General features: G+C 46.8%; 9 protein-coding genes. 6 read left to right on the top strand and 3 right to left on the bottom strand.

Features of this window, described 5'->3' with window-relative positions:
* Window positions 1-318 (top strand): 2-oxo acid dehydrogenase subunit E2 (locus PF479_RS16400; RefSeq protein WP_298008735.1); only part of this gene is annotated, 318 nt, incomplete at its 5' end.
* Window positions 319-331: 13 nt separating this feature from the next.
* Here the strand turns inward: PF479_RS16400 and PF479_RS16405 are convergent.
* Window positions 332-1,234 carry a DMT family transporter gene (locus PF479_RS16405; RefSeq protein WP_298008738.1) on the bottom strand — a complete coding sequence of 301 codons (903 nt, stop codon included), beginning with the start codon at window positions 1,232-1,234 and terminating at the stop codon, window positions 332-334.
* 124 nt (window positions 1,235-1,358) lie between these two features.
* Between PF479_RS16405 and PF479_RS16410 the strand changes: the two genes are divergently transcribed.
* The 3 genes from PF479_RS16410 to rlmB all read left to right on the top strand — a co-directional run bounded on the left by PF479_RS16410 (window position 1,359) and on the right by rlmB (window position 6,754).
* A complete protein-coding gene (locus PF479_RS16410) occupies window positions 1,359-2,798 on the top strand; it encodes a PLP-dependent aminotransferase family protein (RefSeq protein ID WP_298008741.1) in 1,440 nt (479 codons plus the stop codon).
* Window positions 2,799-2,872: 74 nt separating this feature from the next.
* Complete coding sequence (locus PF479_RS16415) at window positions 2,873-5,953, top strand: ATP-binding protein (protein ID WP_298008743.1); 3,081 nt, start codon at window positions 2,873-2,875, stop codon at window positions 5,951-5,953.
* Window positions 5,954-6,016: 63 nt separating this feature from the next.
* The gene (gene rlmB / locus PF479_RS16420) at window positions 6,017-6,754 is read left to right on the top strand and encodes a 23S rRNA (guanosine(2251)-2'-O)-methyltransferase RlmB (RefSeq protein ID WP_298008746.1); all 738 of its coding nucleotides are present in this window, start codon (window positions 6,017-6,019) and stop codon (window positions 6,752-6,754) included.
* On the opposite strand, the gene PF479_RS16425 is transcribed toward rlmB, so the two are convergent.
* A complete protein-coding gene (locus PF479_RS16425) occupies window positions 6,722-7,906 on the bottom strand; it encodes a MalY/PatB family protein (protein ID WP_298008749.1) in 1,185 nt (394 codons plus the stop codon). The genes rlmB and PF479_RS16425 overlap by 33 nt on opposite strands.
* A gap of 19 nt (window positions 7,907-7,925) precedes the next feature.
* Window positions 7,926-8,858, bottom strand: a complete 933-nt coding sequence (locus tag PF479_RS16430) for an AEC family transporter (RefSeq protein ID WP_298008752.1) — start codon at window positions 8,856-8,858, stop codon at window positions 7,926-7,928.
* A 254-nt stretch (window positions 8,859-9,112) separates the two neighbouring features.
* Between PF479_RS16430 and leuA the strand changes: the two genes are divergently transcribed.
* Complete coding sequence (gene leuA / locus PF479_RS16435; protein ID WP_298008754.1) at window positions 9,113-10,804, top strand: 2-isopropylmalate synthase; 1,692 nt, start codon at window positions 9,113-9,115, stop codon at window positions 10,802-10,804.
* A 238-nt stretch (window positions 10,805-11,042) separates the two neighbouring features.
* Window positions 11,043-12,104: a 3-isopropylmalate dehydrogenase gene (gene leuB / locus PF479_RS16440; protein ID WP_298008756.1), complete on the top strand. Its 1,062-nt coding sequence runs from the start codon at window positions 11,043-11,045 to the stop codon at window positions 12,102-12,104.
* The last annotated feature ends 304 nt before the right edge of the window (window positions 12,105-12,408 follow it).

Below are 12,408 nucleotides of genomic sequence, written 5' to 3' on the forward strand. Positions count from 1 at the left end.
AGTGTCGGGGTGGATGCACCTTTCCACCACCTTTTTGAGTGGGGTAATAACGGACTCTTTGCCGCCATTGGAAAGATCAAAAGGGTCTATTCCATGAACAAGGAAGGTCAAATCATCAGCCGGAGTGTCGTCAAGGTGACCTATACCCTGGATGACCGCATCTCTGAGGGAATCTACTGTGCCAGAGCCATCGATATACTCAAAAAACTTGTGGAAACACCCTCTCTTCTGGAAACCCCTCCTGAATTGAGTCAGGAAATTCTGGATGAACTGAATCTTAAACCCCTGCAGGAGAACAGGGAGGACGGCTTTGTTTGAGGCAAAACCCTGGTTAAAGAAGACGTTTCTTAAGAGTCCCTGATTCACGGTTCCCCAGAAGGAGGGCCGCGACCACTAGAATCCCACTGATCCAATGGCGGATCTGCAGGCGTTCCTTCAGGATGAGTACAGACAGCACCAGGGCCGACAGGGGAGCCGCAGCCATGGTGACTCCGGCCATGCTGCCGGGAATCTTCATCACTCCCGAAGCCCAGAGAAGATAGCCTGCCGCCGTGGGGAATAACCCATAATAGAGGAGAACTATCCAGTCACGGGGGGCCAGCATGGAAAGGGGGAAAATGCTCAGCTCCCACAAGGCCATGGGAAAGCTGATAAGCAGGCAGGCCAGTACAAGAACCGTGGTATTTGTTAAGGCCGGAATCGATCTCCCATGTGATTTTCGGATTAATGTCATGCCGCATTCACAGAGCACTGCCAGCAGGATCAGACCATTCCCCCTATAAGAAAATCGGATACTCTCTCCACTGCTTGTATTGATCAGAATAAGGCTGAGAATCGTCAGAACAAGGGCCAAAATTTTATTATTCCCTGGTTTTTCCTTCAGGAAGAACATGGAGAGCAGAGCCATGACGGCTGGTCCGGAACTTGTGATGAGACCGGCACTGGCAGCCGATGTATATTGAAGCCCCAGGATTGTGAAAACCCTGAATAAAAGCATGCCGGAGAATCCCTGAAGGAATATATTTCCAATTTCCTTTTTTGTCAGGGACTTCAGTACCTGCCATTCCTTCAGTTGAAGCGGTATCAGTATTAATAATCCTGTGGCCATGCTCAAAAAACAGCATAGGAACAGGGGAATCCTTCCTGTGAGAAGCTTTGCAGCCACCACAGTGCTTCCTCCCAGAGAAAAGGCCATGAAAGCCTGCAATATTCCTGTATTTTTATGATTCCTCAAAGATCCCTCCCGGACCATCTCTCAAAAATACGGAGTTGATAATCCTCTTTAAAAGATAAAATCATAATTGGACTTATGGAAGTTCCAATTTCAATATATAATGACAGTACCAATAGGAGGCCGGATGTTCTTTATAGGGATTGATAGGAAATCCGCACAATCTCTGAGTCATCAGATTTATTCAGAAATCAGAGAAAAAATTCTTCAGGGACAGTTGAAAGGCGGCCATCGCCTTCCTGCCAGTAGAACTCTCAGTGAAGAATTGAGGGTTTCAAGAAATGTTGTTGTGAGTGCCTATGATCAGCTCTATGCCGAAGGTTATCTGGAAACAAAACAGGGAGACGGTAGTTTTGTTGCCGAAGGCCTTCACTCTCTTCCCGAAAATAAAGATCTTCTTACACCCCTTCTTGCACCAATTCCCCCCATGACCCTCTCAGGGTTTGATAGCTCTCTTATTGATTTTCGCAGTGGTCTTCCCGACCTGAATTTATTTCCTGCAAAACAGTGGCTGGGTCACTATAGAGCAGTCCTGGATCATCTGAAAGCCGTTGATCTGGCTTATGGTCCTCCCGAGGGACGGTGGGAACTGAGACAGTCCATTGCTGAGTATTTGAAGTCCGCAAGAGGGCTTCAATGTGATCCTCGTCAGATTCTTATCACATCAGGAACGACCCAAGCCATAAGTCTGGTCACGAAGCTGATTCTTTCCTCTGGAAAGAAGCAGGATGTTATTCTGGAAGATCCCATAACTGGGGATATCAGCAGAATCATCGAGTTGAATGGAGGAGTGTGTCATCCCATACCAATCAATCAAAAGGGGCTGGATGTCAGGGATATATCCGAAGACTTAAGCCCCGGATTCTGCTATGTGACGCCTTCTCATCAGTATCCCCTGGGAGGAACTTTGAGTATCACCAGGAGGATCCGGCTGATTGAATATGCCCGGTTAAAAGACTGTTTTATTCTGGAGGATGATTATGATAGTGAATTCCGCTATGATGTTCAGCCATTGCAGCCCCTGTATGAACTGGATAAAAACCGGGTGATATACTGCGGGACCTTCAGCAAGACACTCTGCCCGGCTCTGCGTACGGCTTACCTCATTCTGCCGCCGGCATTGCTGGAGACAGCCAGACGCCTTAAATGGTACGCCGATCTGCATAATGCGACCCTGGATCAGCTTGTTTTATCCCGGTTCATCGATTCCGGGGACTATATCAGGCATATAGGGAAAATGAAGAAACGCTATAAAAGCCGTAGGTCGATACTTCTGAATGCTTTATCTCTGCACTTCGCTGACAGTATTGAAATCCTGGGTGCTGCGGCGGGGCTGCACCTCTGTGTCAGATTTCCTGGACAAATCTTCGATCGGCAAACAATACTGGAATTAAAGATAAAAGGGCTGATTCTTTATCCTGTAGCCATTCATAGTCAGTTTCCGGATCAATATGAAGATACTCTTATTTTCGGCTATGGGATTCTCTCCTCCCATAAAATGGAAAAGGGAATTATGATTCTGAAAGAATATCTTTTAAAATTTCCCGGGTCCAGTTCCCATAAATAACAGAATGATGTCTCCCCTATAAAGAGAGATACATGTTAAACTTTTATTCATTTGTGAAATCTGTCGGAGGGGATATGAATCTTTTCACCAGGGTTTTATTCATCATTCTATTCATATTTCAACTCAGCTTTCTGACATCACAGGATCTTGCACAGCAGAATACGGGTAAAACCATCCTTTTCTTATTCTCTTATCACCCGGGACATGACTGGGAAGACGACATCTACACGACTCTTCTATCAGGAATGAAAGAACAATTCCCAGGTGTTGAACTGCGTCTGGAATATATGGACAGCAAGCGTCATCCCCTGAAAGAGAGGGTGCCGGCAATACTCACAAATCTTCAAAATCACAGCAGTTCCGGTTTGATGCTGATCGTTGCCGTCGATGATAATGCCCTGCAATTTATGGCAGGACCTGGAAAAGACCTTTTCCCCGGGGTCCCCCTTGTTTTCTGCGGTGTCAACGATTACCCCAAAGTTCAAAACCTGTTGACCGTTCCTCACACAGGGGTTATCAGCCGGGTGAATCTGGCGGAGACCCTGGCCTTGGCTTACAGACTTATTCCAGGATTAAAAAAAGTGTTTGTTATCATCGATGCAACTCCCACAGGGGAGGGGAACAGGCATATGGTGGAGGATCAGACCTATGCTTTGAGAGGTCAACTGGGGCAGCTGGAGTTTTACTATAGGGGACTGAATGATTTCAGTACTGATGAACTTATAGAATGGAGTAGTACCCTACATAAGGATTCTATCATCCTGTTGACCAGCTGGTACCGGGATCGGCTGGGAGAATATATCGGAGAAAAAGCGCTCATTCAGAGACTTCAGGATTCAACTTCAGTCCCAGTCTTTAATCTTCTTCATATCCGTCCGGGCGTTCTGGGGGGAAAGGTCACCTCAGGAACAGTTCAGGCTAATCTGGTCATAGATCAGATCGGGAGTATTCTCAGCGGTAAGGATCCCTCCTCTATACCCGTCGTTGAAAGAGATACTTCCATTTTTGTCATCGACCAGAACAGAATGAACCACTGGGGCCTCAAAAACTCTCGTCTTCCTGATGAAGCTTTATTTTTAAATTCATTTAAAGAAGGTGGTAGTTATGAGATAACAATCCAATTGCTGGCAGCCTCCTTTTTAGTAGTTCTCATTCTAATCATCACCCTTGTCAGGCAGAGTTTTCTCCTCAATAAGTCTTCCCTTCTGCTGTCCCGTCAGAAGAACGAACTATTTACAACCCTCAATTCTATAGGGGATGGTGTTATCTCGACTGATTGCCAATCCAGAGTCGTCTTTATGAACGAAATTGCACAGGATATTACTGAATGGACTCTGGAAGAGGCTGCAGGACAGCCGCTCTCCCTCATTTTTCCTCTGCAAAACGGCGTGTCCGGTGTTTCCATGGACAATCCGGTGCAGCAGGTACTGGATGAGAATCAACGGATTGAGCTGGCTTCGGATACTATTCTGGTCAATAAAAACGGGCTGAAAATCCATATTGCAGACAGTGCCTCTCCTATCCATGATCCCAAAGATAATACACTCCTGGGGGTGATCATCGTCTTTCGAGACATTACCGATTCAGATGAGGTTCAGCAGATTCTGTACAATGAACAGAGGCGATTGAGGGACGCTCAGGCCATGGCAATGGTGGGGAACTGGGAGTATGATCCTGAATTTGACAGTTATTGGTTTTCCCGGGAAGTTTTTTCTTTGACCGGAATCGATCCTTATTTCAAGGAAGTTCCCGAGTCTCTGGACTTGATGAAAATTATTTTTACTGATTGGAAAAGAGGCCATCCCCTTCCTGATATTTTAAAGGAAGAAGATAGGCTGATTAAAACCCTGATGACCATCCCTGGAAGGGAGGGGCGTCTCATTCTACATATCATGGCCCGGATGGCGAAAAATCCTGAAACCGGGAAATCCATTGTTACAGGCATTATTCAAGACTTCTCTGAGTTGTCCCAGACCAGGGCTGCCTTGAAGGTAAGTCAGGAACAGTTGCGTCAGGCTGCCAGGATGGAAGCTGTGGGAAAACTGGCAGGAGGTATAGCCCATGAGTTTAACAATCTACTACAAATAATTCTGGGATACAGTCAGCTTCTGAAAGAGGAATGCACCCAGCCAAAGATCCTGGAATATGTAGAACCTATTTTGAAAACATCCGCCAGCGCCCGGAATTTGACAAGACAGTTGTTGCTGTTCAGCAGAAAAGAAAATCTGGACATGAATGCTCTTTCCCTGTCTCATCTCATCCAGAACCTGATTCCCATACTCAGACGGCTTCTTGAGGAAAATATTCAGTTGGAGTCAGATCTGCAGGGTGCGGAGGATTGGGTTATTGCCGATAAGCAGCAGATTGAGCAGGTTCTGATTAACCTCTGTCTTAATGCACGGGATGCCATGGAATCCGGGGGACTTTTGAAAATAGGACAGTCTATATATTCCTCTATACATTCTTTTCTGGGACTCGACGGTGTCATTCCTGCGGGAGACTATGTTCACTTCACAATTCAGGACAGTGGTTCCGGGATTAATGAACAAATACTGCCCGAAATTTTTGACCCCTTTTTTACGACAAAAGAGAGGGAGAAGGGAACAGGCCTGGGACTTTCGATTGTCTACGGGATTATCAAGCAGCATCAAGGGTATCTGAGTGTGGAAACTGACCCTGTGAAAGGAACCTGTTTTCATATCTTCCTGCCTAGAGTCGATCCTCCAGACAATAGAAATGTGGATATGTCTCACAAGGATACTATTGAGCCGGTAGTGAATACAGTGGTCTATATGGCCGAGGATGATCCCATGGTCAGGCAGCTGACTGAGACGATGCTTAGAAAGAACGGATTTATCATCAAGAGTTTTATCAACGGAAAAGATCTGATAGAGGCGTTGAAAGAGAAGAAGGAGGGCTCTGAAAAGATTGATTTTTTCCTTCTAGATGTCATTATGCCCGAAATGGGTGGTGTCCAGGCATTTCATAACCTTAGATCTTTAGGGTATGATGTGCCGGTATTATTTATGAGCGGTTATACAGAAGAACGTCTTAAGAATCTGTCGGATCTCAGGAATGCCGCATTAATACACAAACCATTTACAATGAAAGATCTGATTGCCCAAATTCAGTTCATACTGAATTCAAGCCCTTAGGCCCTGAGCTAATATAGCACCCGAAGCTCCGTGGAGCTCTGGTAGTTGAAAGGAAAACAATTTATGGAACGAATTATCAGCTCCTATCACAGCATCATGGAAAGTATGAAAACCGGTGATGGAGTTCTTTATGTTTGTAAAAGCAATAAAAGGATCGCCGATCTCGAGACTCTGGCTCAATCCAGGAATATTACAGTCAGCAAAATAACTCCCTCTGAAATGGACCGGAAGAGTGGGGCAGATGGTCATAAGGGTGCCCTTTTTGTCCAGATCCTGAAACAGGCTTCACCTGGAAGCGCACTCCACTACACCGATCTGAAAAACTTCATGATGGAAAAAAATGGGGAGGAACAGCTTCTTGTTCTCCTTCTGGACGGGATCACAGACCCCCATAATATGGGAGCCATTCTCAGATCTGCCGATCAGTTTTCTGTCGACCTTGTTCTTATTCCGGGGAATAGAAGTGCCGGTATCAATGCCACTGTTGCCAAGGTTTCAGTGGGGGCGCATGCCTGGGTTCCCACCCTTCAGATCAGCAATTCTGCCAGAGCTCTGGAAACACTGAAAGAGAATGGATTCTGGATCTATGGCGCCGACATGGGTGGATCTACAGCCCCGGAGACAGATTTGAAAGGAAGAACCTGTCTGGTTCTGGGATCTGAGGGTAAGGGGATATCCCGTCTGCTCAAAGATAAATGCGATACGATGGTCAGCATTCCCACCACTGGGCATGTGGATTCTCTTAATGTTTCGGTTGCCGCTGGAATCCTAATGTACGAAGTGATCCGACAAAGAGGCTGAAATCCTTTCCAGTCCTTCCTTTAATAGAGAGCGGGGACAGCCGAAGTTCAGACGAAAAAAGCCTTCTCCACCCTGACCAAACCAGTGTCCGTCTAACATGGCTATTTTACCTATATTCAGAAATCGATCTTCAATTTCTCTATGACTGAGTCCCAATCCTCTAAAATCCAGCCATCCGATAAATCCAGCATCAGGTTTCATCATTTTGACTCGGGGCAACTCTTTTTCCAAAAAATTTTCAATCAGCAGTACATTTTCCCGGAGGTATCTTTTCAGGGCGAAAAGCCACTCTGATCCATCCTTGTAGACGGCTTCGCCGATGGCTAGAGCCAGAGCTGATCCTTCTTCGCTGCTGAAGGCCAACTGAGCATCACTGTAGGTTTTCTGCCTTTCCTGCGAACCGAAAACAGCCACTGAAAGCTTCTCCCCGGCAATATTAAATGTTTTGGAAGGAGCCATAAGGGTCATAGTATTAGCAGCACATTCATCTGAAAGAGATGAGAAGGGGATGTGGCGTTTTTCTCCCAGAACCAGATCGGCATGGATCTCATCGGAAACTACAAAGACTCCGTATTTAATGCATATCCGTGACAGTTCTCCCAGTTCCTTACAGTTCCAGACTCTTCCTCCCGGATTATGGGGGCTGCAAAGCAGCATGAGAGAGCAGTCCCGGCTGGATACCTTCTCTTCAAGATCATTGAAGTTCATGACATAACGTCCTGATTCCAGTTTCAACTCATTGACCAGCGGTCTTCTGTTGTTCCGGACGATCATATTTCTGAAGGGCTGGTATACCGGCTCCTGAATGATGACAGAATCTCCTGGTTTTGAGAAAAGGTGAACAGCCAGGCTCATGGCGCCTACGATTCCCGGAGTGAAGCAGACTTTAGAGAGGGGAACTTTCCAGTTGTGTTCTGTTATCGCCCAATCCTGCCAGGCTTTCAGGAAGTGCTTTGATGTCGCGGGGTAACCGAAGATCCCATGATCCGCCCGTTCTTTCAGGGTTTCTCCGACAATCGGAGGTGAGGCAAAATCCATATCGGCCACCCAGAAGGGCAGCATATTTTCATCACCGAAACGGGCTTTGAGAACCTTGCTGTCCCATTTGGCCGCATTGCTGCCCTTTCGGTCAATTATTCTGTCAAAATCCATTTTATTCTCTCCTGCGGTCTTAAAGACTGTTTATTATACTGATCCCGATCAATGTAGTTACAGCAGCTAGAGTCGTTGACACCATTATGATCAACGCAGCAAGGTCTCCATCATTATCCATGGCATCAGCCATAATGTGACTCGATAATGCAGTAGGTGCTCCCGCAATTAGGAATATTAATCCAAGTTCTTCCTGATTATACCCCTTTTTGTAGAAAATTATCACTGCAATCACCGGAAGAAGTACAACCTTAATGAGAGCAGCTGCCAGGGCAATTTTTCCTTTTTCCCTGAATCCTCTGGCAGAAAGGGAGCCACCGATGTTGATCAGGGCCAGGGGCAGTGCCAGATCGGCAAGGTATTTCAGTAATCGTCCTAAAAGGACAGGAACGGGAATCTTAAAGAGTGAAAAACCCAATGCGGCCAGAACTGCCATTATGATAGGATTGGTGATTATGTTTTTCAGGGAACGGATCAAGCCTTCTAAGGACATGCCATGACGGGGTATGGTCAGGGCTATGACCGAAAGTATATTAAATACAGGAAGCATGACTGCCACGATCATGGCTCCTCTGGCCGCCAGGTCTTCACCGTAAAGATTTAAAACAAGGGCCAGGCCAATGATGGCAATGTTTCCTCTGAATGCCCCTTGAGAGAAAGCTCCCCGTTGAGTCACATCCTTAAGGCGCAGGCTGAGGAGAAGTGTTGTTATCATGGTGATCAGGGCGATGGCCAACAGGATGAGTATTTCATTAATATTAAAGACACCCGAGAAGTCCAGTCCAGCTATTTTTAAGAAAATCAGAGCGGGCAAACCCAGTTTGAAACAGATGATGGATGAACTCTTCTGGAAGGCAGGACCGATCACTTTTCTATGTTTAAGGATGCTTCCAATAACAATGAGGAGGAATACAGGTACGACGCCCTGAAGAGTATGGATCAATACATTCATACATCAGTTTTACCATTTGACGGAGGAACGGGTAAAGCATTAGTGGAATGCTTTGTTTTCTCTGGTAAATATTCTGACATAAATGGCATATGTGTAGACTTCCCATGGGAGATTATTATAGTATTTACATAAATAACCAATTTTTTTCATAATGGGCGGGTCTCTTATCAGAAACCCGTACTACAAGGCCCTTAGGCCTCCACTTTTTAAACACTGGAGTGATATTATTCACTCCAGTAGTACAGGAGTATTCAATGAGTTACGATTACAGGAAGTATAAACCCTTCCCCCCAGTCTCACTGCCTGACCGGACATGGCCTGAAAAGACCATTACAAAAGCACCCTATTGGTGCAGCGTAGACCTACGCGACGGAAACCAGGCACTACCCATTCCCATGAGTGTGGAAGAAAAACTGGAATTGTTTGAGCTGCTGCTAAAAATTGGTTTTAAAGAAATTGAGATAGGATTTCCTTCTGCATCTCAAACTGAGTTTGACTTTCTCAGAACATTAATCGACAAACATCTCATTCCCGCTGATGTGACCATTCAGCTGCTGACTCAGGCCCGGGAGCATCTTATCCGGCGGTCTTTCGAGGCCATAAAAGGCTGCAAGAATGTTGTCATGCATTTTTATAACTCCACTTCCACCGTTCAGAGAGATGTCGTTTTTGGAAAAGATCAGAAAGAAATCATTCAGATTGCCGAAGAAGGGGCCAGGCTGATCAAAGAGATTGCCGCAGAATATCCGGAGACCAACATCCGTTACGAGTACAGCCCCGAAAGCTTTACCGGAACAGAGCTGGACTTTGCCAAGGAAATTTGTGAAGCCGTCATTGATGTTCTGGAGCCTACTCCAGAAAACAAGCTGATCCTGAACCTGCCGGCCACTGTTGAAATGCATACTCCCAATATCCATGCCGACCAGATTGAGTGGTTCAGCCGGAATATCAAGAAACGGGATTGTATCCTCATCAGTCTTCATACTCATAACGACAGGGGGACCGCTGTGGCTGCTGCCGAGCTGGCTCTTATGGCTGGGGCGGATAGAGTGGAAGGAACCCTCTTCGGCAATGGAGAAAGGACAGGGAATTCCGACCTGATCACCATGGCTATGAACCTTTACTCTCAGGGTGTGAATCCCGAACTGGACTTCTCTGACATTGAACATATTACGAATGTCTATCAAGGATGCACCCGGATGGATGTACATCAACGTCACCCCTATGCGGGAGAGCTGGTTTACACGGCCTTCTCAGGCTCCCATCAGGATGCAATCAAGAAGGGGCTTGATAACTACAATGCGGTTAAAGCTGATTTCTGGGATATTCCCTACCTACCCATGGATCCCACGGATCTGGGACGGGAGTATGAAGCAATTATCAGAATCAACAGCCAGTCCGGAAAAGGCGGGGTTGCCTTTATTCTGGATACCCAGTTCGGGTACAAACTACCCAAAGCCATGCATCCCGAGTTTTCACGAAAGATCCAGTTGATCACCGATGACACGGGTAAAGAGCTGAAGAGTCAGGAGATCTTTGAAGAGTTCAGCAAGGAATATCTCAATGTCAAAACTCCCTGGTCCTTGGTGAAATACGAGATCAATGCCCGTCTGGACGTGAACGATGATGGTCTGGAACAGCACAATGTGGGAATCGACTGCACTCTTAAATATAAGGGCGAGCAGATGAAACTGGAAGGCCAGGGGAACGGACCTATCGATGCATTCTTTCATGCTCTCCAATCTACATCGGCTCCCAAGGTGCATTTTCTCTCCTATGACGAGCATGCCCTGACAGAAGGAGCCGACTCTCAGGCCGTCTGTTATATACAGGTAGCCGACAGCAAGGGGCGCTCCTACTTCGGAGTCGGAGTGGACAGCAGCATCAATGCCGCCTCTCTGAAAGCTCTGCTCTGCGCGGTGAACAGGATAGAAGGAAATAACTGATACCCTTAGGCCCTGAGCATATAATTACGAAAGCACTTTAGGGCTTTGGTAGTACAAGGACCCTTAGGGCTTTAGTAGTATGAGGACCCTTAGGCCCTGAGCAAATAATCACTAAGGCCCTTAGGCCTTTAGAAAATAATCACGAAGGCCCTTAGGCCCTGAGCATATAATTACTAAAGCACTTCAGGGCTTTCGTAGAACAAAGACCTATAGGGCTTTAGTAGCAAGGAGAATAAAAATGTCTTATAAAGTAGCCGTCCTTCCCGGTGACGGGATTGGACCGGAAGTTATGGAATCTGCTCTGCAGGTTCTGTCCAGGGTAGAAGAAAAATTCGGATTTAAAATGGAGCTGACCCATGGACTCATCGGCGGATGTGCCTATGACGCGACAGGATCTCCTCTACCTGCTGAAACAAAAACAATCTGCAAAAACGCGGATGCCGTCTTATTGGGCAGCATCGGAGGCCCCCAATGGGATGGTCTTCCTCCAGAAAAAACTCCTGAACTGGGGGGGCTTCTGGCTCTGCGGAAAATGCTAAAACTCTATGCCAATCTCAGACCGGCTGTTATCTATGAAGAATTGAAATCCATGAGTCCTCTTTCTGAAAGAGTTCTGCGGGATAAGGTGGATATCCTTACCGTTCGGGAACTGGCCCATGGTATTTACTTCGGTGAACCCAAAGAATTGACCGACACCATGGGACTGGATACCATGGTCTACACGTCTGATCAGGTCGAAAAGATTGCCCGCCAGGGATTCATAGCCGCCCGGAAACGGAAAAAGAAGCTCTGCTCCGTGGACAAGGCTAATGTACTGTCCAGTTCAAAACTCTGGAGGCGGGTTGTGACCGAACTGGCTCACGAATATCCCGATGTGGAGCTGAGCCATATGTACGTGGACAATGCGGCTATGCAGCTGATGCTCAATCCTCTTCAGTTTGATGTTATTGTAACTTCCAACCTTTTCGGAGACATCCTCTCCGATGAGTCTGCCGCCATCTGCGGTTCTCTGGGTATGCTGCCCTCCGCCTCTCTGGGTGAAGAGATCAGCCTCTTTGAACCCTCTGGTGGTTCTGCCCCCGACATCGCCGGTAAAGGCATAGCCAACCCTATCGCCCAGATTCTCTCATTGGCCATGATGCTGGAGTACTCTTTTGATCTGAACGATGCGGCTGCTGCCATCCGCAATGCTGTTGATGCCTGTGTGAAGGGCGGCATCAGAACGGGAGATATCCTCGGTCCCGGCATGAAAGCCGTGTCCACCAAAGAGATGACCGACGCGATAATCAGCAGAATTTAAATTAGTCTTATCTTATAAATGCAAAAGCCGCCTGGAGGATTCGGGCGGCTTTTTTGTGTTTGCCCTGCATGGGTAATGACTAGGCGGTGAAAGACCGTTGTAGGTGGTAGTGTGAAAGAAACTGATAGTTGACGGCAAGGGCGTAGTCGCGAGACTGGGTCTGAAGGAAGCCCGAGACAAACTTACGAACCGACGAACAGAAACCACATATAAGGCTACATCAGTGGACGAGTTTGCACAAAGTGACGAAATCCTCACTACAACTGATGGAGTAAATGTGGCGGTTACATGGAAGGAAAGTCAT

Source organism: Oceanispirochaeta sp. (genome assembly GCF_027859075.1).
In the GTDB taxonomy this organism is placed as follows: domain Bacteria; phylum Spirochaetota; class Spirochaetia; order DSM-2461; family DSM-2461; genus Oceanispirochaeta.

Excerpts from the sequence above, each read along its gene's own strand:
- PF479_RS16415 (WP_298008743.1), top strand. The coding sequence starts at position 2,873 with ATGAATCTTTTCACCAGGGTTTTATTCATCATTCTATTCATATTTCAA.
- leuA (WP_298008754.1), top strand. The coding sequence starts at position 9,113 with ATGAGTTACGATTACAGGAAGTATAAACCCTTCCCCCCAGTCTCACTG.
- leuB (WP_298008756.1), top strand. The coding sequence starts at position 11,043 with ATGTCTTATAAAGTAGCCGTCCTTCCCGGTGACGGGATTGGACCGGAA.
- PF479_RS16425 (WP_298008749.1), bottom strand. The coding sequence starts at position 7,906 with ATGGATTTTGACAGAATAATTGACCGAAAGGGCAGCAATGCGGCCAAA.
- PF479_RS16410 (WP_298008741.1), top strand. The coding sequence starts at position 1,359 with ATGTTCTTTATAGGGATTGATAGGAAATCCGCACAATCTCTGAGTCAT.
- PF479_RS16430 (WP_298008752.1), bottom strand. The coding sequence starts at position 8,858 with ATGAATGTATTGATCCATACTCTTCAGGGCGTCGTACCTGTATTCCTC.
- rlmB (WP_298008746.1), top strand. The coding sequence starts at position 6,017 with ATGGAACGAATTATCAGCTCCTATCACAGCATCATGGAAAGTATGAAA.